Origin of the sequence: Acinetobacter sp. YH12205, assembly GCF_013418125.1 — a bacterium.
Lineage (GTDB): Bacteria > Pseudomonadota > Gammaproteobacteria > Pseudomonadales > Moraxellaceae > Acinetobacter > Acinetobacter towneri.
On sequence record NZ_VPCQ01000007.1, the window covers coordinates 103,739 to 124,907 of the forward strand.

The following is a 21,169-nucleotide window of genomic DNA, read 5'->3' on the forward strand; positions in this document are numbered from 1 at the left end:
TTTTCCTTATCATGGTCTTTCAGGCAGGTTTAAACCCAATTGTTTCAATTGTTGATGTAAGGTGACATAGCAGGCCGATGACAATACTGCATCTACAGGTACAACCCAAATTTCACGCTGAAAATCTGGATATTGTTTTAACAGAGGCAATAACTTTACTGCATCTTTTTCTGTGGTAATAATCGGTTGCGAATCTTCAAACTGCAAATCGGTAATTTCATAGTCATGGTGGTCTGGAAACTCATGGCATTGAAATTGGGTCACACCCATCGACTCTAAAGTTTTATAAAACCGCTCAGGAAAGCCAATGCCCACGACAGCATAAAAATTTTGGGTCGGATCAAAAATTAATTCTTGTGCGGGATGCAATAAGTATGGCGCTGCAACGGCCAAATGCATATTTAATTCAGAACTCGGTTGCGCTGCATGTTCAATCACCGTGGCATGCTCTAATCGAGATTTTGGTTCACGCAAATAACCTTCGGGCAATATTTTCTCGTTACCCAAACCACGATTATTATCTAAAACAATCCATTCCAATTGACGGTTTAAAGCCAAATGCTGCAAACCATCATCACTAATAATTAAATCCAATTCATGCTGTGCAAGTAACAATTCAATACTTTTTTGACGATTTGGCCCCACAGCCATCGGTACGCCTGTAGATTGCACAATCAAAGTCGGTTCATCGCCCACTACGTCAACATTAGCGTCAATGCTGACATAGGCTGGAAATGGGCCTTTTCCGCCATAACCACGGCTAATCACGCCAACACGAACATCTAAACTTTGTAGATATTTGACCAAGTGAATCAGCAAAGGGGTTTTGCCGCTGCCACCCACAGTAATATTGCCAATCACCATCACAGGTACGGGCGCGGTATAAGCGGTTTTAATACCTGAACGATATAAATTTTGATTGAGCAAACTCACACCACGGTACAATAAAGACAAGGGTCTAAGCACAACCAGCCATTTGGCCTGTTGCTGCCAAGCGTCCTGAATAAATTGTGCCAAAGCCATGAGTTAATGTTCCTCGAAGTTACGTTGATGCAACTGGAAGTACGCGCCTTTTTGCGCTATGAGTTCCTGATGAGTTCCTTGTTCTAAAATACGCCCCTGATCCATCACCACAATACGGTCAGCATTTTCAATGGTAGATAAACGGTGTGCAATGACAATGGTGGTACGGTCTTGCATGGCCGCATCAAATGCACGTTGAATAAAGTATTCAGATTCATTGTCTAAAGCACTGGTGGCTTCATCTAAAATTAAAATCGGTGCATTTTTCAAGATTGCACGTGCAATGGCAATACGCTGTCGCTGACCACCCGACAAATTCAAACCTTGCGCACCTAATGCTGTGTCGTAGCCTTGCGGTAAAGCCATAATAAAGTCATGTGCATAAGCCGCTTTGGCTGCAGCAATCACTGCTTCATCACTCGCACCTTCAAGCTGACCATAGGCAATATTTTCACGCACTGTACGGTTAAACAATACCACTTGCTGATTGACCATAGCAATTTGTGAACGCAGGCTATTCAGCTCAATGTCACGAATATCATGCTGATCAAACAAAATTTGCCCTGAAGATACTTCCTGAAAACGTACCAACAGATTGACCAATGAGGTTTTACCCGCACCTGAACGACCGACCAAAGCCACTGTCTCGCCTGCTTTGACATCTAGATTGAAATCATGAATGGCATGGTGTCCATCGGAATACACCAAATTCACATTTTTAAATTGCAAATTGCCTTTTAGGTCTGGTGTAAGCGTCCCGTGATTGTCTTCTTCAGGCATATCGAGCAATTCAAAAACCGAATGCGCTGCTGCCAAACCGCGTTGTAATTTTTCATTAATATCGGTAAGGGCTTTAATTGGTTTGCTCAACATACCTGCGGCAGTAATGTAGGCTACAAACTCGCCTGCTGAAATATCACGTAGAATTTCTGGGCGTAAGGCAATCCAGATAATAATTGCCAAAGCAATGGACATAATGAACTGCACCACAGGGCTGTTCAATTGCTGCACTGCCACCATCTTTAAACCACGACGCAGGTTTTCTAAAGAGTTTTCTTTAAATCGGCTTTGTTCATAGGTCTGACCACCAAAACCTTTGACGACCAAATTACCATTCACCGTTTCTTGCACCACGTGGTTTACATCCCCCATGGTGTCTTGTACTTGAATAGATAAACGACGCATGCGTTTTGCAGCTTTACGAATCAGCAAGCCAATTAATGGGCCAAATACCAAAATACAGAGGGTCAAACGCCAGTTGGTATACAGCAAATAGCCGAGCAAGCCGAGTGTAATCAAACCCTGTTGTACCAATGTACGCAGCGATTCTGTAGATGCAGCGGTCAACTGCTCTACGTTATACATAATTTTGGCAGTAATGTGCCCACTGGTATTATCTAAGTAATACTGTGCAGGTAAACGCAGCAATTTAGCAAAGACTTCCTGACGGATATTGAATACCAAATTACGTGAAATCACTGCGGTATAGTAACCGCCAATAAAAGTTCCCAAACCACGGAAAAACATCAGTGCAATGACTAATAGCGGAAATAGTGTGGTGAAAGATTGGTCACGCTCCTGAATGGCATTAATAATTTTTTCCAAGAGTTTTGCCACAGATACTTCTGTGGCTGCATTAATGGCGAAACCGATAATCACCAAGATTGCCAAGCCCCAAAATGGGAGCAAATATCTCAGAAGACGGCGATAGACCTGTAAATCCTTCTTCACTAATAACCTCGAGTTGGGACTTTCGTACTGATATTGATGTTGACGAAACCAAGTTGTCCTGCGACATCCATCACTCGAATCACATCTTGATGAGTGGCTTTGGCATCTGCAGCAATGATAAACATTAAATCACGTCGATCTTGAGAAATTTGTTTAATTGCTGTGCTTAAATCTGCCACTTCCTTAGTCGAAAGTGCCTGACCATTGACAGAATAATGCCCTGAAGAATCTACCACGACTTCAATTTTATGTTCATAAGATTTTGGTGGTACGCCTTGCGCATCTGGCAAAGTTAAATTCATACGGCTAAATTGGTTAAATGTGGTCGAAAGCAACAAAAACACCAAGATGAACAGTAAACAGTCAATCATTGGGGTCAGGTTAATATGAATATCTTCAACTTGCGAGCGTTTGAATTTCATAAACTCACCTTAGCTTACTTTTTTCACATCTTGCACATCCGCATCAAGCTGATGAGGTTGACTCTGATGAAATAATCCTGCGTGAAACAAAGTCGCTTGCTGCTCTAACTCAGCAGTATATTCTTGCACCAAACGCTGAAAATAACGATAGGCAAATAAGGCTGGAATTGCAATTAACATACCTGCAGCAGTGGTAATTAAGGCTTTAGAAATCCCTGGAATCATTAAGGTTGGATTACTTGCACCCACATCAATCACTAAAAATGATTCAATAATCCCAAGCACTGTACCCAATAAACCCAATAATGGCGCAACTGCACTGAGCGTCCCCAAGAAGTTGATATTTTTTTCTAAATAACCAATTTCTTGTGAAGCTGTCGCTTCCATTTGTGCACGCGCATAGTGTTCTGATTGTTGTTTGTTACGCGCACCCGCCTCAAAAATACGGCCTAATGTACTGTTTTTTAAGTTGGCACTTTGATTCAGTTGTTGCAACACAGTCGCTAAACTTTGCCCGCGGTTGAGCAACAACGCATTGGGCAAAATACCTGCTCTCTTTAAACGCATAAAACGCTCAATGGTAATTGCAACGGTAAATACCGAGCACAATACCAACGGCAGCATCAGCCAGCCACCTGCTTTTACCAATTCCCACATTCGCTTTTCCCCAATAAAATACGAATTAAAATTAATCGGACAGGCAAATATTTAAAATACCATCCAGCTCTTCCAGAGAGTGATAACTGATGGTCAATTTGCCCTTACCTTGCTTGTTATAATCAATTTTAACATCTGCACTAAAACGCTCAGAAAGACGTTGCGTGAGTTGTTGAATATCAGGCGCAATAGCCGTTTTCGGCTTTTCTTGTTTTGGCGCATTAAAGTCACGTACCAACTGTTCGGTTTGACGTACCGATAAATTCTTTTCAATTACATGCTGCGCGACTTTGAGCTGATCTTTAGCTTTCAAAGTTAAAATAGCACGTGCATGACCCATATCTAGCAAGCCTTGCTGCATCAACTCTTTAACAGGCTCAGCCAAAGTGAGTAAACGCAATAAATTACTGACCGTAGTACGCGCTTTACCTACTGTTTCCGCAATTTCTTGATGACTCAAGCCAAACTCATCGTGAAAGCGTTGCAGCGCCATTGCCTGATCAATCGGATTAAGATCTTGGCGCTGAATGTTTTCAATTAATGCCAAAGCAATCGCGACCTGATCGGTCAAATCACGCACAATTGCTGGAATTTCAGTTAAACCAGCCAACTGTGCAGCACGCCAGCGACGTTCACCTGCAATAATTTCATAAGGGTGCTGTTCATCGTCAATTGGACGAATCACAATCGGTTGCATCACACCATGTTTTTCAATAGATGCGGCCAGCTCCTGCAAATCTTGCTCATGAATAAAACGACGTGGTTGGTATTCACCCCGCTTTAATAAATTAACATCTACCTGTTTCAGCTGACCGTGATCTAAGGCTTGTACTTCGAGTTGTAATTTTTCTTTTTGGATCGATCCTAACAAGGCATCCAAACCACGACCTTTGGCTAATCCGCGTTTTTTTGTGGTCATGCTTTACTTCCTTTTTTCACTTTGCTTTTTTTCAACATTTCAGCTGCTAAATTTAGGTAGGCAACAGCCCCCTTAGAGCTTTTTTCAAAATAAATGACGGGTAAACCGTGTGCAGGCGCTTCTGCTAAGCGCACATTGCGCGGAATCACGGTATCGTATAATTTTTTACCAAAATAGTGTGATAATTCTTCAGACACGTCACGGGTTAAGGCATTACGCGCATCATACATGGTACGCAATACGCCAATAATTTCTAAATCAGGATTGAGTGCTTGTTGAATACGATCAATGGTTTGTGTCAGGTCTGCCAAACCTTCAAGTGCATAATATTCGCACTGCATTGGAATGATTACACTTTGCACTGCTGCTAAAGCGTTTACTGTAATTAAGCTTAAACTTGGTGCACAGTCGACAATAATATAATCAAAGTCTTTGGCAACTTCTTGCAAGGCATTGCGCAAAATAAACTCGCGCCCTTCTTGCTCAGCAATCACCAATTCAACCCCTGCCAAATCACGATTGGCGCCCAAGACTTTATAACCAACTTCTGCCTTGCTAATTGCGGTTTCAATCGGCACTTCGCCCAACAATACATCGGTCACTGAATACAGCAAATCATTTTTTTGAATGCCTGAACCCATGGTGGCATTGCCTTGTGAGTCCATATCGACCAATAAAACGCGCTTTTTCAAAACAGCTAAAGATGCTGCCAAATTTACTGCGGTTGTGGTTTTTCCGACACCACCTTTTTGGTTCGCAATCGCAATAATTTGTGCCATGATCACCCCAGTCCTTTGAAAAATTAAATACGTTTTAATAAAAGTAAATGACGTTGTTCGTCTAAACGCGGAACTTTGAGCTCAATAATTTCACAGCTAAACTGATCTTTCAATGCCGCGACTTCATCGGTAGGAACCAAACCTTTCATAGAAGCAATGATACTTTGCGCATGCATAAAAGGTGTTGATGCAGTAACAAAGTCGGTTAACGAAGCAAAAGCACGACTGGTGATGACATCAAACTGCCCAAGTTCACGAATACTGTCTTCATTTTCAACCCGAGTCTGTACCGCCACCACATTTTTCAGTTTTAAATCCGCAATAAACTGCTTTAAAAAACGAATCTTTTTACCATTCGAGTCCAGTAACACGCAATCGCGCTCAGGCTGACACAAGGCAATAATCATGCCCGGCATACCGCCACCTGTCCCAATATCCAGTAAACGACCTGCAGGCAAATCTTTGAGGATGCTCAGACTGTCTAGCAAATGCTTCACCAGCATTTCTTTCGGGTCACGAATTGCAGTGAGGTTGTACGCTTTGTTCCATAGCACCAAAGCATCTTGGTATTTGAGTAATAAATTTAAAGCCTCATCACTGAGCTCTAAACCTAAAGCCTGACTACCTTGCTTGAGTTCCTGAAAAAACGAATGCATCACAATTCACATCTCGAAAAAGTTAATGGAAGTATACCGATTTATAGTTGCAGTCATAGGGGCGAATGCTTAGTGAATATGCACTTAAGCGTACACACCCTGCTGAATTTGTTGATCTAGCGCATTTAATCGTTCAGGAGTGCCAACATCCACCCAAACACCCTGCAATTTCTGTGCAGAAATTTTTTCTTGCAGCATGGCTTGTTTAAGCAATGGTGCAAGTGGACGTTTACCCGATTCCAAACCATTAAACATTTGCGGATGCATCACCGCCACGCCACTATAAGTCAGATTTTCACCTGAACGTGCTTGCTCAAAAGTATAGGCTTTGTTTGCAGCCAAAATGAAATCACCTTGTGGATGCTGTATTGGATTTTCCACCAAAACCAAATGTGCCAAGTCATCTTGAAGCTGCACATTTAATAATGGCGCAAAATCCATGGTGGTCCAAACATCGCCATTCACCAATATAAAAGGTTCATTGCCCAATAATGGCAACGCATTGATGATGCCACCTGCAGTTTCTAAGCCTTCGCCTTCATGCGACCACAAAATTTTCACACCAAATTGCGAACCATCACCCAAAGCATCTGCAAGTTTTTCACCCAACCATGCCGTATTGATGACAATTTCCTGCACACCCATCTTTTGTAATTTTTCGATGTGCCACACAATTAAAGGCTTACCACCGACTTCCAATAATGGCTTAGGTGTATGCAACGTTAAAGGACGCATACGATTACCCATGCCTGCAGCAAGAATCATGGCTTTCATTTAGGCAACCACCTCATACTGACCATATTTGGCTGTAAATTTTGGCATTACTGTCGTGTGAATAAAGTGCATAAATGGTTGTAATTCTGGATAAGGTTTACTTTCTTCAAGTAAATACCACATTACGCGCGGTAAATCCTTGAGATAACCCGATTTACCATCACGCTCAAATAAACGCACAAAAATACCTAAAATTTTGATATGACGCTGAATCGCCATCATATCGGCATCTTTTTTAAATTGTTCAAAATCACGATCTTGCTTAGATGCTGCTGGCAACAAGTCATAAAACATTTTAAACCAGCGATACACACGCTCAGCATTCCACTGTACATAAGCATCACGCGTAATTGAAATCAGGTCATAGGTGTCTGCACCAATCACTGCATCCTGAAAATCGATTACACCTAGCTCGGTATCATCATTAATTTTCATTAAGTTACGACTATGAAAATCGCGATGCACAATCACTTGTGGCTGAGCCAAAGCGGCATTGGCCAAAATTGCAAATGTACGTTTAATTAATGCACTTTCTTCAGCCGTTGGCTGAATCTGTAAGGCAGGCAATAACCAATCGGTGAGTAACTCCATTTCACTGATGAGTTTGTCATAGGAATATTCAGGGAAATGTGCCGTACCATCAATATCTTGTAATTGAATTAACTGCTTAAAACACTGCGCATAGTAGTCATCTACAGTCTGATCATTCAGCAAGGTAGATAATAAGACATCACCAAAATCTTCAAGCAACAAAAAGCCTTGTGTCAGGTCTTTGGCTACAATTTTTGGCACGCGCACGCCATGGGCAGCAAAAAATTCATCAATCGTCACAAAAGGACCACAATCTTCTTTTTCTGGTGGTGCATCCATGAGCATAAATGTTTTATTATTCAACTTGATTCGTGCGTAACGACGAAAACTTGCATCGCCTGCTAAAAAATGAGTTTCAAATTGATCTGAACCAAGTACAGATGTTATCCATGTTTGTATCAATTGTTCGCGTTGTGTATTCATTTGCAATAAATTCTAATACAGGCTGAGTTTTTAAAGTGCTAAGTGTAGCTACTTCTGCGCTTTTTCTCTATGATGCGACAATAATTAATTGCGATTAAGCATTCTTGGTTGATGAGATAAATGAAGCATCAGTTTAAATTTAATCCTTTAGCGACTGCGGTCTTAACTCTGTTATGTGGTCACTCTGTTTCCAGCTATGCGCAGACCACAGATCAGACTTCATCTGTCACAAATCTCAATAACCAGCAGCTTAAACACACCATTCAGGAAGCTTATCCTGGGCAGCAGTTCTTTGAGCAATATTATGTTGATAAAGCTGCACCTGAAGCACAACAACAATTTGGGCACACTCAAAGTTCTGCCTATTGTGAAGGTGCATGGCTAACGCCAATCAGCTCAAGCACCGTTGCCGTAGATGCTGCAGAAGCGACCTCTACCGTTACTGCCGATTATGGTCACTATGACCCAAATGGCGATTCCGTCTTGGAAGGCAATGTCCTGATTGACCAGCAAGGCCGTCAAATTCGCGCCGATAAAATTACCATTGATCAAACCCAAACCTTTGCCAAAGCCGAAGGTCGTGTACAAATGGCACAAGCTGGTTTACTTGCGCAAAGTGATGAAATTAACTACAACCTTAAAACTCAGCAAGGCGATTTAAATAACAGTTTTTATATTGCTGAAAAACAGCATGCGCATGGCATGGCAGAAAAAATTGCACGTACCTCAACCAATACCATGGTACTCAATAACGCCACCTACAGCACCTGCCCACCCGAGCAAGCGCCAACCTGGAAAATTCAAGCCAATGAAATTAAGCTGAATCAGGAAACGGGACGCGGTGAAACACGCGGCACCAAATTGTATGTGAAAAATGTACCAGTTTTAGCTGTACCCTACTTCAATTTCCCAATTGATGACCGCCGTACCACAGGTATTTTGACGCCTAGTTTTGGCTTTACCAATGATGGTGGTGTCGAGCTGTCTGTGCCTGTGTATTTAAACCTTGCACCGAATTTTGATGCAACAGTTAGCCCGCGTTATATTGCCGATCGTGGCGCGATGCTAGAAGGTGAATTCCGTTATTTAACTGAAAATTTTGGTTCAGGTAAAATTTGGGGCGGTTATTTAGCATCGGATGCCAAATATGTTGATCAAGACCGTAAAGATCTACATTTTTTACACGGCTGGCAAATTAACGAGCAATTTTCAACCAACCTAGAATATAACTATGCATCGGACAAAGACTACTTTGCCGATTTAAATAACAACCCGAACTCTAAAACCGACCTGAATTTACGTCGTGCTTGGGAGTTGAATTATCGTAACGGTATACCGGGTTTAAAAGCACAGCTCAAAGTTGAGGATTTCCAAACCCTGGATAAGACGATTCCATCTGTAGATCGCCCTTATGCACGCCTACCACAATTTTTATTGAACTATAAAACAGGTAATCCTCAAGGCTTCCAAGTCGAATTTAATAACGACACGGCTTACTTCCAAAAAGATCTAGCTGCGCAAGATGGGGAACCAAGTGGTACGCGTATTTATAATGACTTTGCAGTGCGTTACAACTACCGTAACCCGTGGTCATTTGTGATTCCAGAAGTATCGTTACGCAACATCAACACCTTCTATGATAAAGAAACTCTAAGTACAGACACGTATAAATCTTCAAGTAAAAGTGAGTCGGTTACTGTTCCGCAATTCACTTTAGACACAGGGATTACCTTTGAAAAAGATGGTCGCTTCTTGCAAACCATTACCCCGCGCGCGTTCTATGCCTATGCACCGTACCGCAATCAAAACGACCACCCAAACTTTGACTCTGCAACAGCTTCGATTAATTATGACCAGTTGTTCAGTCCAAACCGTTTCTATGGTCATGACCGTTTAGAAGACAACAACTTTTTGTCTTTGGGTTTAAACTATAGCCTATTTGATGAAATTGGTTTGGAACGCCTTAGAGCAGGAATTGGTCAAAGTTTTTACTTTGAAGATCGTCGTGTCACGCTGGATAATACCGAAGACGAATTTAATACGGAAAACCGTACTGGGCCAATTGTGAGCTTAACCAGTCAGCTAAGTCAAAACCTCAGTGTGGGTGCCAATGCTGCATGGATGTCAAATGGCGACAATGCACAGCGCAGTGTCAATATGCTTTACACGGGTGATCAAGGCAACTTATATAGCTTTGGTTATATTAACCGTCGTGTTATTCCAAACCGTCAAGATCATTATGATCAAGTTGTGGCATCGTTTATTCAGCCGATTCACAACAACTGGCGTATTTTAGGTCATGCGCAATACGACCTAGACCATAGCGTCGCCCGTGAATATTTGCTAGGGGTGAATTATGAATCTTGCTGTTGGGGCATTTCAGTCTATGGACGCTCTTACTATAACGACTTGGATGATGTGACGGATGCGGGCGTTAAACCCAAACGTGCCATTATGGCAGAGTTAAATTTAAAAGGTTTAGGCAGTTTCAATAATAAACTTGCATCTTTACTTGAAAACCGTATTTTAGGTTTTAATAAAATTAATCAATCTTGGACACAACGTTAATGAAAACAGAACAGTTAAAACGATTTTTAAAAGCATCAACCTTAGCACTTTGCATGACAGCAGCGCTGCCTGCATTTGCTGCGAATGATCAAATTGTGGCTGTAGTTGACAATAGTGTCATTTTAAAAAGTGATTTAGCGCAAAGCGTGGTTGAACTCAAACAACAACTTGAGATGCAAAAGCGCCCTGTTCCACCACAACACATTTTAGAACAACAAGCTTTAGAACAACTGATTGTACGCCAAGCGCAATTAGAGCAAGTCAAACGCTACAACATTAAAGCTGATGAAAAATCTTTAAATGAAGCAGTTTTAAAAGTTGCACAGCAAAATGGCGCAAACAGCCTAGAAACTTTTCAGCAAAAATTAGATAAATCTGCACCAGGCAGTTATGCGTTTTTACGTAACCGTATTGCCGAAGATTTAGCTATGAATCGTTTGCGTCAGCAAGTGGTGATGTCACGTATTCAAATTAGCGATCAAGACGTTGATAACTTTCTGAAAACCCCACAAGGTCAGGCTGCCTTAGGCAACCAAGTCCATATTTTGCATGTGCGTGTTTCTGGAGCAGAAAATGCCGCACAAGTTGCGCAACAAGTCAAAGCTGAATTGGCGCAGAACAATGACATTCAAGCCATTAGTAAAAAATATACAGGCAATGGTGTAACCGTTCAGTCTGCAGACATGGGTTTACGTAACTTGACCGATATTCCCGCGGAACTTGCTGCACGTATTACGCCATTAGATGTGGGGCAAACCAGTGAACTGATTGAAGTCCGTGATGGTATTCATGTCGTAAAATTACTGGAGCGCAAAAGTACTGAGCAACGTGCACTAGTTCCACAATATCAAACTCGACATATCTTGATTCAGCCAAGTGAAGTCGTAAGCCCTGAAAATGCGAAACACATGATTGACAGTATTCACAACCGTTTAAAAGCGGGTGAAGACTTTGCAACCTTAGCAGCGACGTTCTCTAATGACGCTGGCTCTGCACGTGATGGCGGCAGTCTAGGCTGGGTGAATCCTGGCGTGATGGTGCCAGAATTTGAAAATCAAATGAAAAATACTGCAAAAGGTGAAATTAGCGCACCATTCCAAACCCAGTTTGGTTGGCATGTACTGCAAGTGACCGATACACGCCAGCAAGATATGACTCGTGAATACCAAGAACGTATGGCACGTCAAATACTAGGTGAACGCCAGTTTGATACTGAATTGGACAGTTGGTTACGTGAAACACGCAACAATGCTTTTGTAGAAATCAAAGACCCAAGCCTAGATCGTAAAAAGAACTCCTAAGCGCATATAGCTTTTAGAGCTTTAGATCACAATCAAAACCAGTGCCACCGCACTGGTTTTTTTATTTGCAAGGGTATCTGCTCAAACTTATGTCCTCATCCGTTCGACTTTCATCAAGAAAAGTTTTTATTTTCTATTAGTTCCAATGGTAGCTGCAATTCTCCACACTCTTCTTCTGGCTCAGATGGGATAGTAATTTTGACTTGATTATTTAACTGCCATACTCCTTTTACAGGTTCAAATAACTTGTATTTAAGCTGAAAAATACGCTCTTCATCTGGCATTAATTCAACTTTTTTAATAATGGAACACTGCATCTCAGGAAATAATTGATCTTTTGTTTCAGTATTATAAAAATCTAAAGGCACATTGCAATCAGGATATTCTAATATCACTTTATCCGAATAATTATTAAGAAAAGATAATTTAATCTCTATAGGAGTACCTTTATCTTTATCAACTTTTAGATCATACGAAGCATCTTTACGTAAATCTGTTTTTTGATATAAATCCAAAAATTGAATTTCACGAACGACTAGACCACACAAATCAGTTGCAGCCCCAGATAGTCTTAACGTATATTGATCCTGTTTAAAGACATCATCACTATTGCTGTCGTTAGCATTCCCAAGACCAGGTGGAGGTGGAAGCCCATTACCTGTACCTTCTAAACTAGCTCCCCCTACACTAAAATCCTGTCCGCAACCAATCATTGTTAAAAATAAAACATTAAAGCAAAATAGCTTAACCATTTTCTTCACGGTCATGTTGATAAACCCCAAATATAAAAGTTTTAGAAGCATCTAGCTTGCCTTCATCCTCTTTACATTTTTCAGAAGCTAGCTTGAGTAGTTGTAGTGAATATTCGTGCCACAATTTTAGACTTTGATCACGTAAAAACTGAACAGATGCTTCTGTTAAGCCATCCGCACACACAGCTTGTTCTAAAAAGTTTGTCTGATTATTTTCAAATAAATTATGTAAACCTGCAGCCAGATGGGATTGTAAATTTTTAATCAAAATTTTACGAGCTTCTTGTAAAGAAGGATCAGGAATAAACTGTCCTTTTTGCAAGAAAATATTACCCTCTTTTTCAAGTACTATGCCTAATCGGATCAACTCATTTAACACAGACCTAGGATGGCGTTCAGTAGATACTTTTTTTACCAGAATTTCGAAATTATTTTCTTCATCACTACTGAATGGTAAACATTCTCCCCAGCCTTCTGCTAACCACAAACCTATAACCCGAGAAGGAACACTAATTGGTTCAGAGATATTTGCTTCAGTCAAAGGCTTACCCGCCAGCTTTGTCTCTTTATATGCACTGACATCCTTACGGTGTAGACCAGATAATAAACTAATAGCAGAAATAGTAGGCTTTTGATCAATCCTTTCTAATTCTTGAAGAGCCTGTTGATAAAAAATTGGTTTTAAAGCAGCTGAAAATTCTGTATATCCAACACCAGAACGAATTAACCATTGGCTAAGATAATCCATGAGTGCAAGCACTTGCTTTAAATTAAACTCAGCATCATTAGTAGGAAGTTTAGTCATTACACCAACAGCAATAGAATTACAATTGAAATTTTCTCACTATTTTTAGTCTCTTACAAATTATATCAGATGAATTTTCATATCTTGTGAAATAAAAATACTCACAACCTGGCTCTCACTATATCACTTTTTAATTTTTTACTATTTAACGTTCATCTATTTACAACTGTTAATTAAATATTCTATCATAAAAATGCGAATTTTTCGCATTCTTAAACAAAGTATTCAATTTAAATAATCATCGTTAAGGAGTAAGTATGATGAAAATTTCACCCCTGATTCTTCTGTTTACCATTTATGCTAGTTCAACGTCTTCTTATGCTGGCTTTGCAGACAGTTTAAGAGATCTAAGAGGAACCTTAAGTCAAATTAACGAAACGACCAAAGAAGTAGCAGGTACAGCCAAAGAAATGACTAAGTTTCGTGGTAATGATGAAACATCTAAAGATATTGAACGTACTATAGGACAAAAATTAACCCCAAAACTAAACAACTTACCGCTTTATGAAACGTCTAATAAATCAAGCAAAGTAAAAACTAAGCTTTCTAAAAATTCTGACATTATTTATGCAGGTAATGTCAGCTCAAATGGATTAATCGAAGTAACAACAGAATATGGAAATGGATGGGTAGAGTCTCATTTAATTCATTAATTCTTAAAATGGGGGCGATAGTGATAACATAGCTATCAGAATTTTGATGGCTATCTCTGTGAAAAATATTTCTAGTGAGTAGCTTATTATGAACAAGATAATTAAAAGTGGCTTTGTGACTGTAATAATTACTGCTTTGGTTGGTTGTAACAGTGACAGCTCAGATAATTCCAATACACCAACACCAACACCAACACCAACACCAACACCAACACCAACACCAACACCAACACCAACACCAACACCAACACCAACACCAACAACAGTAGCGGATAAATTGGCTGGAGAGTGGATTCAAGGCTCATCTAACTTAGGTATTTCTGATTGTAATTTAGCTCAGATTGAAATTACTAAAACTGGGAATAATTCAGTAGAAGCCAGTAATGAAGGTGTTCAATATTCTCTATATAATCCTTCATTAAAAATGTGTGGAGGTGAATTGGTTAGCAAGCGTTATCAATTACTTGGAGATCTAATACTAAAAGATATTAAAACTGGTATTAAATATGATAATTTCTTTTACTATCCTGTTAAATATCAAAAATATAGCACAACTTCAGAAGAAAATAGAGTCTTAACTTTTTTAAATGATGACTCATTTTGTATTATTAATTCAACTAGTAATAATCCTGCTTACATTAAGTTAGAAAGGAATTCTATATCTAACCCCTACAAGGATAATCGCTGTTATGTAAAAAGTAATGTCGGATTATTTACTGCAGAAAAACCTAAGACCCTTATTACAACAGCAAATTTTTTAAATGTAGATGCGGTTAATTCAACCAGTAGTACTGCATTCCTATCTCAGCTTAATGAAATGGGGAAAAATGGATATAAAATTGTCGCATACAATAATAAGGTGTATGGAAATCAAACTGTAAATAGCTATATGAAGTTAGCTAATCAGAATACTCGCTACTCTGCTATTGTGTCTGATCGAACTGCAAGCTCTATTAGCAATATCTATTTTTCATGGTTAAGTAATCTTAATGAGAATGGAAAATCTGGATACCAATTTCTTCATTCTGTAAGGCCTTCTACTGACTTAAATTTTAAAGACTATTTTTTAAAAAATGAAAATGATAATGCATCATACACTTATGATAGTGGTTATCTTTCCCCACTTGTTGACACTAATCAATTAATAAATGTACTTAATAAATTAGGTCAAGAAGGTTGTCGCATTATTCAATTTAAACAATACTTTACAGGAAATCATGTAGAAATTTTAGATAATAAAGAAAATCAACCTAAGATAGTAACTTGTATAAATAGTAGTAAACATAATGGTACCTACACATATCGATACAAAGATTATCCAACAGAGAGTACAAGACTTGAACGTGCTTTAGCATTGCAAAGTATGATAAATGCTCAGGCTAAGGATGGGTATCGTTTAGTTAGTCGCTCTTTAGATATATCTGCCACTAAAAAAAATGGCTTATTATTTATGAAAGATAGTGAAGAGCTAGATGTAGGAGAATTTAAAGTATTTTCAGAAGAGATTTTCTCAAATACTCCTATCCTTAAATATTTGAATAAACGCTTTAATCAGCAAGGTCAAATAGGCTGGTTGTATACAAATGCAGAATTTGTATACGCAAATAATCCAAAATCTATTCAGGCAGATCTCAATGATTTTCAAATAATTGAATAATTTTAGATGGGCACGATTGCATAAAGAGACTATAAGCAGTAAGCATCCAGTGAACCCCCACTTTCGCTAAAATGCAATGCCCCAATAGTGTCCACTTAAATTTTAGTGGGCACTTATTTATGGGAGGATTACCCTGCCAAATCAGTGGCAACCCGACCAAAATCAAAAAATAGGTATGAGGTTCAGCACACGCTTACACTTAAGCTTATAAATCAGAGTATGTAAATTGACCAGAAAAAGAGTAAGACATAAAAAAAGCCTCTCAAAATGAGAGGCTTTTTTTCAGAATATCAATTAACGATTGTTGTCGTCTTCTTGAGATTCTTCAAATTTAGAATCGTTGTCAAAACCGCTTGCAGACTGACCACCGAAGCCACCTTGACCGCCAAAGCCGCCACCTTGACCACCGAAGCCACCTTGACCGCCGAAGCCGCCACCTTGACCACCGAAGCCACCTTGACCACCGAAGCCGCCACCTTGACCACCGAAGCCGCCACCTTGACCGCCGAAGCCGCCACCTTGACCACCGAAGCCACCTTGACCGCCGAAGCCACCTTGACCGCCAAAGCCTGCGCCTTGACCGCCTGCTGGTGCACCCGCTGGACGTGGATTACGCGCAGGAACAACTGTAGAAATTGCATGTTTGTAAACCATTTGGCTTACAGTGTTTTTCAATAAAACAACATATTGGTCAAAAGATTCAATATGACCTTGTAGCTTGATACCGTTCACAAGGAAGATAGAAACAGGAATACGTTCTTTACGGAGAGAATTTAAGAACGGATCTTGTAAAGTTTGACCTTTAGACATGTTATAACTCCAAAAATAATTAAAAATCAGCGCAAAAACTATCTTTATTTTTCAATTAAAAATTATAAAAAAGACAGTGTGTAAATTTTGCTTTATCCGTACCAGTTTCGCAAGTCTTCTTGAGCCTGCTTTATCGTAAAATATGTGTGAAATTTATGCGATTCCTGCAACGATCTGAGCCAAGTATATTGACGTTTCGCAAGTTGTCGTGTTGCGAATAGCGCCTTATCCTCCATTTCCTGCATTTTTCTGCGACTTTCATCACCTTTTTGTAAAAACTCTAAAGCTTGACGATAACCGACAGAGCGCATGGAAGGTAAATTTGCATCTAAATCGTATTTTTCAATAAGATGACGCACCTCATTTAAAAAACCCATTTCCCACATGATCTCTAAGCGTTTTTCAATACGCTGATGTAATTCTACCCGATCAGGCACTAAGGCGTGGTTATGAAAAGTGTAACGATATGGTACATTTTTAGGTTGTTCTGCTTGCAGTTGGGTAATTGGTGTGCCTGTTAATTTATAAACTTCCAAAGCACGAATAATACGTTGCTTATCGGACACTTTAAACTTTTGTCCCGCCAATGCATCTACCGCACATAATTCTGCATATACAGCCTCCCAACCTTCACGCGCGGCTTTATCTTCAATTTCAGCACGTACTTGGTAATTGGCACTGGGTAAATTTGAAGATAAACCTTCAAGCAATGCCTTAAAATACAGCATGGTTCCGCCCACTAAAATTGGGGTTTTTCCTATCGCGTGCATATCGTCAATCAAGGCGCAGGCATCTTCGACAAATTGTGCAGCAGAATACACTTCAAGCGGGCTGATAATATCAATCAAATGATGCGGATAACGCGCCTGTTCCGCTTTAGTTGGTTTGGCTGTACCAATATCCATATCTCGATAAACTAGCGCAGAATCGACTGAAATCAGCTCAAAATGCCCCATTTCATACAGCTCACATGCCAAAGCAGTTTTACCGCTTGCAGTTGGTCCCATTAAATTGATGACCGGCAATTGATTTGACATGTAACGCTACTCTCCTCGAGCAAAAAGTTTATCTAGTTGTGCCAATGGAAAGGCACGCCAAGTCGGGCGACCATGATTACATTGGCTAGCAAATTCGGTTTGTTCCATTTGACGCAATAAGGCATTCATTTCAGAAAGACTTAGCATCCGATGTGCCCGTACTGCGCTATGGCATGCCATTCCTGCCAAAATATGATCACGCTTTTGCAACAAGGCTTGCGCTTCATCATTCGGGTCTAAATCATCAAGGAGTTCAGGAATTAATTCAGCAAAATCTGCCCTATGCAAAATCGCGGGCACACCGCGCACAATGACCTGTTCATCACCATATTGGTCTATTTCCAAGCCCAGTCTTGCCAATTGTTCTTTTAAATCATCCACCCGCATGGCTTGCATACGACTGATGCTGATAACTTTGGGAATCAGCAATTGCTGCGAAGTCCAAAACTCAGGTTTATCCCAAGCGGCTTTCATTTGTTGCAACACAATTCGTTCATGGGCAGCATGCATATCTACAATAATCAAGCCTTCACTGTTTTGCGCCAATATGTAAATACCGTGCAATTGCGCAATTGCAATGCCAAGTGGATGTTCATCCACCACAGGTGTTGTGGTTGTTTGCGTAAGATTGGCTGAGTCTTGATCCAGTTCACGTAAAGGCGCGAGATAGCTTTTTAAAGCATTGTTGAGCTGTTGCGAACCTTGATAATTGCTCTGCACAGGTCGGTTATATTGAACTGTCTGCGGCTGACTCTGATTAAAATCGGTAAGTAACTCACTTCCCGCTTGTGAAGCGGGCTGCATCGTGTACGCATCTACTGCATCGTCAGCGGAATTGTAAGGATTTGCCTCGGCATGTTTGTGCAGTAAAAATTGTTCCTGATAACGCGGTTGCACCACATAAGGCGCAGCTTGTTCGATAGGATCGGCTTTCATGGCTGTAGCTAAATCTGCAGTTGCAGTTTGAAATTGCGCTAAGGTTTCTTTGGCGTAATGTCTTACAAACTCATGAACTTCTCGCTGATTTAAAAAGCGAATTTCATGCTTGGTCGGATGCACATTGACATCAATATTTTCAGGTTCTACTTCTAAAAATAGCAAATATGCAGCATGTTGATGTCCATGCAAAATACCTTCGTATGCCATACGCAAAGCATGGGAGATGGTCTTGTCTTTTACAATACGTCCATTCACATACACATACTGTAAATCGGCTTGTGAACGTGCATCGGAAGGATGCCCCAACCAACCCGATAAGCGCATGGTGACACTATCAGCATCAATCCAATAGGCATTTTCGACAAAGTTTCGTCCTAAAAGTTGCTGCACGCGCTGAAAACGCAATTCGCCACTGTCTGCAATGGGTAAATTCAGTTTAATGCTGTCGTTGTGTTCCAAAACAAAACGAATATCAAAATGTGTCAGCGCCAAACGACGGACAATTTCTTCAATATGTCCAAATTCTGTACCTGCTTTTTTCAGGAACTTACGTCGTGCAGGCACATTAAAAAATAAATCCTGCACCCGAATATGTGTGCCTTTTTGTGCAGCAACGGCCTGAATATCTTGATGGTCAAAGGCAGTGCCATTGACTTCAACCTGATAACCAACACCATCTTCAGTTTGGCTGCTGACCAAAGTCAAACGCGATACTGCTGCAATTGATGCCAGTGCTTCACCACGAAAGCCTAAACTGACAATAGCATGTAAATCATCAGCCGTTTGAATTTTACTGGTCGCGTGACGAGTCACCGCCAAAGGCAAATCTTCAGCATGAATGCCACGACCATTATCAATAATTTCAATGAGTGTACTGCCGCCTTGTGCCACCCGAATAATTAGCTCGGTTGCACCTGCATCAATGGAGTTTTCTAGTAGTTCTTTGACCACAGAGGCAGGACGTTCAATCACCTCACCTGCAGCAATTTGGTTGGCTAAGGCAGGTTCAAGCGTGTGGATCCGACGTAGATTTAAAACATCATTAGGCATGATTAAATTGTTGCTCCAAAGCTTGTTGTAATGCAACCGAAGACGAACTTAGCGTTGCAGTACGGCTTAATTCATCTTCCGATTTTTTAATTTCAATGATCAGGTCTGCGGGCGGAATTTCATCGCCACCTTTTGATGGCCATTCAAATAAAAACAAGGCATTTGGGGTTTCTAAATAATCACGAATGCCCATCAGCTCTAATTCATAAGGATCATTTAAACGATATAAATCAAAATGAAAAATATCTTGTCCTTGTATTTGATAAGGTTCCACCAAGGTGTAAGTCGGGCTTTTAACCGCGCCCTGATGCCCCAAATGCTGTAGAAAATAACGCGATAAAGTGGTTTTTCCTGCGCCTAAATCACCAATTAAATAAATCACACCCGACCGAAAATGCGTTGCCAAAACCTGCGCCAGATTTTGGGTATCTTGCTCATTATTTAAAGCCAAATTAAATGAATACTGCATAACGCTCACGACATGATTCAAAAGACCAATTATGATAGCATCGCACTGCTTTAAAGCCTATGTACTGATGGATAAAACTGTGTGAATGTGGACAATTTATAACAAGTTTAGACAAGGCAATGAATCAATATTGTTAAGCTTAGCACCCAAACTGCTTAGGCTATTTTCAATATGATGAAAAAGAAACTCTCCCACCTGAATATGAGCAATTTGCAGATGAAGTCGACTCATCCCAACACCTTTGTTCCACCCATGCTAGATGGTGTGAGCGCCAGCAAATTGCATTTACCCAAATTAAGCACACAGCCTGAATCAATTTTTCGTTATTTATGTATCCAGTTTGCCCATATTTCTGCACAGGAATGGCTGCAACGCTTTGAGGAAGGTCTGGTTTATGATGCCGAAGGCAAGCGTTTAGATTTAGATACACCTTATAGCGCACATCAGGATATTTTTTATTATCGTTTTTTAGCGCATGAAGTTGCCGTGCCTTTTCAGCATCAAGTTTTATTTGAAAATGAACACTTATTGGTTGTAGATAAACCACATTTTTTGACCATGAGCCCTACAGGGCAATATGTACAAGAAACCCTATTAGTACGCTTAAAAAAACAAACACAGAATGAGCAGCTCACACCTATTCATCGTTTAGACCGCGAAACTGCGGGTGTGGTGCTGTTTTCCAAACAACCAGAAACTCGGGCGGTGTATCAGCAATTATTTGCAGAACGTCAGGTGCAAAAAACCTACCATGCCATTGCGCCTTATCAAGCTAATTTGTCACTACCATGTACTGTGCAATTACGCATGGAAAAAGGTGAACCTTTTTATTTGATGCACGTCGTGGCAGGCACACCTAACAGCGAAACAGAAATTCGTTTGCTTGAACATAATCAAACATGGGCAAAATATGAATTAAAGCCTACAACAGGCAAGCAGCACCAACTGCGTGTGCATTTAAATAGCTTAGGTATTGCGATTAAGAACGACCCGTTTTATCCCATTTTACAGCACAAACAAGCAGATGATTTTTCTGCACCGCTACAATTGCTTGCCAAGCATTTAAGTTTTTTTGACCCGATTAGCCAGCAACAATTCCACTTTAGCGCACAGCAAGAATTGACATTGTAATATGTTTGTCATTACAAAATAG

20 protein-coding genes are annotated in these 21,169 nt (G+C 40.3%); 5 read left to right on the top strand and 15 right to left on the bottom strand.

What is annotated here, in order from left to right; translation table 11 throughout:
• Positions 1 to 9 precede the first annotated feature (9 nt).
• The 9 genes from lpxK to FTU92_RS10815 form a co-directional block, all read right to left on the bottom strand.
• Complete coding sequence (lpxK, locus tag FTU92_RS10775) at positions 10 to 1,023, bottom strand: tetraacyldisaccharide 4'-kinase (RefSeq protein ID WP_179990275.1); 1,014 nt, start codon at positions 1,021 to 1,023, stop codon at positions 10 to 12.
• Between the two features lie 3 nt (positions 1,024 to 1,026).
• Positions 1,027 to 2,754: a lipid A export permease/ATP-binding protein MsbA gene (gene msbA, locus FTU92_RS10780; RefSeq protein WP_179990134.1), complete on the bottom strand. Its 1,728-nt coding sequence runs from the start codon at positions 2,752 to 2,754 to the stop codon at positions 1,027 to 1,029.
• The gene (locus tag FTU92_RS10785; RefSeq protein WP_004976812.1) at positions 2,754 to 3,176 is read right to left on the bottom strand and encodes a biopolymer transporter ExbD; all 423 of its coding nucleotides are present in this window, start codon (positions 3,174 to 3,176) and stop codon (positions 2,754 to 2,756) included. The genes msbA and FTU92_RS10785 overlap by 1 nt, the downstream gene beginning before the upstream one ends.
• A 9-nt stretch (positions 3,177 to 3,185) precedes the next feature.
• The gene (locus FTU92_RS10790) at positions 3,186 to 3,833 is read right to left on the bottom strand and encodes a MotA/TolQ/ExbB proton channel family protein (protein WP_004976814.1); all 648 of its coding nucleotides are present in this window, start codon (positions 3,831 to 3,833) and stop codon (positions 3,186 to 3,188) included.
• Between the two features lie 31 nt (positions 3,834 to 3,864).
• Entirely contained in the window at positions 3,865 to 4,752 is an 888-nt protein-coding gene (locus FTU92_RS10795) for a ParB/RepB/Spo0J family partition protein (protein WP_180096238.1), read from the bottom strand.
• A complete protein-coding gene (locus FTU92_RS10800; protein ID WP_004976821.1) occupies positions 4,749 to 5,531 on the bottom strand; it encodes a ParA family protein in 783 nt (260 codons plus the stop codon). Before FTU92_RS10800 ends, FTU92_RS10795 begins: the two co-directional genes overlap by 4 nt.
• Before the next feature lie 23 nt (positions 5,532 to 5,554).
• Positions 5,555 to 6,187 carry a 16S rRNA (guanine(527)-N(7))-methyltransferase RsmG gene (gene rsmG, locus FTU92_RS10805; RefSeq protein ID WP_070154599.1) on the bottom strand — a complete coding sequence of 211 codons (633 nt, stop codon included), beginning with the start codon at positions 6,185 to 6,187 and terminating at the stop codon, positions 5,555 to 5,557.
• A gap of 84 nt (positions 6,188 to 6,271) precedes the next feature.
• Positions 6,272 to 6,961: an N-acetylmuramate alpha-1-phosphate uridylyltransferase MurU gene (gene murU, locus FTU92_RS10810; protein ID WP_180096240.1), complete on the bottom strand. Its 690-nt coding sequence runs from the start codon at positions 6,959 to 6,961 to the stop codon at positions 6,272 to 6,274.
• The gene (locus FTU92_RS10815) at positions 6,962 to 7,975 is read right to left on the bottom strand and encodes an aminoglycoside phosphotransferase family protein (RefSeq protein ID WP_131261487.1); all 1,014 of its coding nucleotides are present in this window, start codon (positions 7,973 to 7,975) and stop codon (positions 6,962 to 6,964) included.
• A 120-nt stretch (positions 7,976 to 8,095) separates the two neighbouring features.
• Between FTU92_RS10815 and FTU92_RS10820 the strand changes: the two genes are divergently transcribed.
• Complete coding sequence (locus FTU92_RS10820; RefSeq protein WP_167845961.1) at positions 8,096 to 10,543, top strand: LPS-assembly protein LptD; 2,448 nt, start codon at positions 8,096 to 8,098, stop codon at positions 10,541 to 10,543.
• The gene (locus tag FTU92_RS10825) at positions 10,543 to 11,844 is read left to right on the top strand and encodes a peptidylprolyl isomerase (protein WP_179988723.1); all 1,302 of its coding nucleotides are present in this window, start codon (positions 10,543 to 10,545) and stop codon (positions 11,842 to 11,844) included. The genes FTU92_RS10820 and FTU92_RS10825 overlap by 1 nt, the downstream gene beginning before the upstream one ends.
• A 113-nt stretch (positions 11,845 to 11,957) precedes the next feature.
• On the opposite strand, the gene FTU92_RS10830 is transcribed toward FTU92_RS10825, so the two are convergent.
• Positions 11,958 to 12,611 (bottom strand): hypothetical protein, encoded by a 654-nt coding sequence (locus tag FTU92_RS10830; protein ID WP_131261490.1) that lies wholly within the window; start codon positions 12,609 to 12,611, stop codon positions 11,958 to 11,960.
• Positions 12,589 to 13,401: a DUF6502 family protein gene (locus tag FTU92_RS10835; RefSeq protein WP_180096242.1), complete on the bottom strand. Its 813-nt coding sequence runs from the start codon at positions 13,399 to 13,401 to the stop codon at positions 12,589 to 12,591. The genes FTU92_RS10830 and FTU92_RS10835 overlap by 23 nt, the downstream gene beginning before the upstream one ends.
• Positions 13,402 to 13,658: 257 nt before the next feature.
• Between FTU92_RS10835 and FTU92_RS10840 the strand changes: the two genes are divergently transcribed.
• Positions 13,659 to 14,054 carry a hypothetical protein gene (locus tag FTU92_RS10840; RefSeq protein WP_131261492.1) on the top strand — a complete coding sequence of 132 codons (396 nt, stop codon included), beginning with the start codon at positions 13,659 to 13,661 and terminating at the stop codon, positions 14,052 to 14,054.
• Positions 14,055 to 14,142: 88 nt separating this feature from the next.
• Positions 14,143 to 15,711 carry a PT dipeptide repeat lipoprotein gene (locus tag FTU92_RS10845; protein WP_180096244.1) on the top strand — a complete coding sequence of 523 codons (1,569 nt, stop codon included), beginning with the start codon at positions 14,143 to 14,145 and terminating at the stop codon, positions 15,709 to 15,711.
• A 294-nt stretch (positions 15,712 to 16,005) separates the two neighbouring features.
• Here FTU92_RS10845 and hfq read toward each other — a convergent pair whose 3' ends face one another.
• The 4 genes from hfq to tsaE form a co-directional block, all read right to left on the bottom strand.
• On the bottom strand, positions 16,006 to 16,521 hold the full coding sequence (gene hfq / locus FTU92_RS10850; protein ID WP_180096246.1) for an RNA chaperone Hfq: 516 nt from the start codon (positions 16,519 to 16,521) through the stop codon (positions 16,006 to 16,008).
• A gap of 92 nt (positions 16,522 to 16,613) precedes the next feature.
• Positions 16,614 to 17,558 (bottom strand): tRNA (adenosine(37)-N6)-dimethylallyltransferase MiaA, encoded by a 945-nt coding sequence (gene miaA, locus FTU92_RS10855; RefSeq protein ID WP_131261621.1) that lies wholly within the window; start codon positions 17,556 to 17,558, stop codon positions 16,614 to 16,616.
• Positions 17,559 to 17,564: 6 nt separating this feature from the next.
• Complete coding sequence (mutL, locus tag FTU92_RS10860; protein WP_180096248.1) at positions 17,565 to 19,547, bottom strand: DNA mismatch repair endonuclease MutL; 1,983 nt, start codon at positions 19,545 to 19,547, stop codon at positions 17,565 to 17,567.
• The gene (gene tsaE, locus FTU92_RS10865) at positions 19,540 to 20,016 is read right to left on the bottom strand and encodes a tRNA (adenosine(37)-N6)-threonylcarbamoyltransferase complex ATPase subunit type 1 TsaE (protein WP_096901184.1); all 477 of its coding nucleotides are present in this window, start codon (positions 20,014 to 20,016) and stop codon (positions 19,540 to 19,542) included. The genes mutL and tsaE overlap by 8 nt, the downstream gene beginning before the upstream one ends.
• Positions 20,017 to 20,232: 216 nt before the next feature.
• Here tsaE and FTU92_RS10870 point away from each other — a divergent pair, with 216 nt between their 5' ends.
• Positions 20,233 to 21,147: a pseudouridine synthase gene (locus FTU92_RS10870; RefSeq protein ID WP_180096256.1), complete on the top strand. Its 915-nt coding sequence runs from the start codon at positions 20,233 to 20,235 to the stop codon at positions 21,145 to 21,147.
• Positions 21,148 to 21,169 lie beyond the last annotated feature (22 nt).

Coding starts and splice junctions, on each gene's coding strand:
- FTU92_RS10830 (WP_131261490.1), bottom strand. CDS start 12,611: ATGACCGTGAAGAAAATGGTTAAGCTATTTTGCTTTAATGTTTTATTT.
- hfq (WP_180096246.1), bottom strand. CDS start 16,521: ATGTCTAAAGGTCAAACTTTACAAGATCCGTTCTTAAATTCTCTCCGT.
- rsmG (WP_070154599.1), bottom strand. CDS start 6,187: ATGCATTCGTTTTTTCAGGAACTCAAGCAAGGTAGTCAGGCTTTAGGT.
- miaA (WP_131261621.1), bottom strand. CDS start 17,558: ATGTCAAATCAATTGCCGGTCATCAATTTAATGGGACCAACTGCAAGC.
- mutL (WP_180096248.1), bottom strand. CDS start 19,547: ATGCCTAATGATGTTTTAAATCTACGTCGGATCCACACGCTTGAACCT.
- FTU92_RS10870 (WP_180096256.1), top strand. CDS start 20,233: ATGAAGTCGACTCATCCCAACACCTTTGTTCCACCCATGCTAGATGGT.
- FTU92_RS10815 (WP_131261487.1), bottom strand. CDS start 7,975: ATGAATACACAACGCGAACAATTGATACAAACATGGATAACATCTGTA.
- FTU92_RS10790 (WP_004976814.1), bottom strand. CDS start 3,833: ATGTGGGAATTGGTAAAAGCAGGTGGCTGGCTGATGCTGCCGTTGGTA.
- FTU92_RS10800 (WP_004976821.1), bottom strand. CDS start 5,531: ATGGCACAAATTATTGCGATTGCGAACCAAAAAGGTGGTGTCGGAAAA.
- FTU92_RS10840 (WP_131261492.1), top strand. CDS start 13,659: ATGATGAAAATTTCACCCCTGATTCTTCTGTTTACCATTTATGCTAGT.
- FTU92_RS10785 (WP_004976812.1), bottom strand. CDS start 3,176: ATGAAATTCAAACGCTCGCAAGTTGAAGATATTCATATTAACCTGACC.
- tsaE (WP_096901184.1), bottom strand. CDS start 20,016: ATGCAGTATTCATTTAATTTGGCTTTAAATAATGAGCAAGATACCCAA.
- FTU92_RS10795 (WP_180096238.1), bottom strand. CDS start 4,752: ATGACCACAAAAAAACGCGGATTAGCCAAAGGTCGTGGTTTGGATGCC.
- FTU92_RS10825 (WP_179988723.1), top strand. CDS start 10,543: ATGAAAACAGAACAGTTAAAACGATTTTTAAAAGCATCAACCTTAGCA.
- lpxK (WP_179990275.1), bottom strand. CDS start 1,023: ATGGCTTTGGCACAATTTATTCAGGACGCTTGGCAGCAACAGGCCAAA.
- FTU92_RS10845 (WP_180096244.1), top strand. CDS start 14,143: ATGAACAAGATAATTAAAAGTGGCTTTGTGACTGTAATAATTACTGCT.
- murU (WP_180096240.1), bottom strand. CDS start 6,961: ATGAAAGCCATGATTCTTGCTGCAGGCATGGGTAATCGTATGCGTCCT.
- FTU92_RS10835 (WP_180096242.1), bottom strand. CDS start 13,401: ATGACTAAACTTCCTACTAATGATGCTGAGTTTAATTTAAAGCAAGTG.
- FTU92_RS10820 (WP_167845961.1), top strand. CDS start 8,096: ATGAAGCATCAGTTTAAATTTAATCCTTTAGCGACTGCGGTCTTAACT.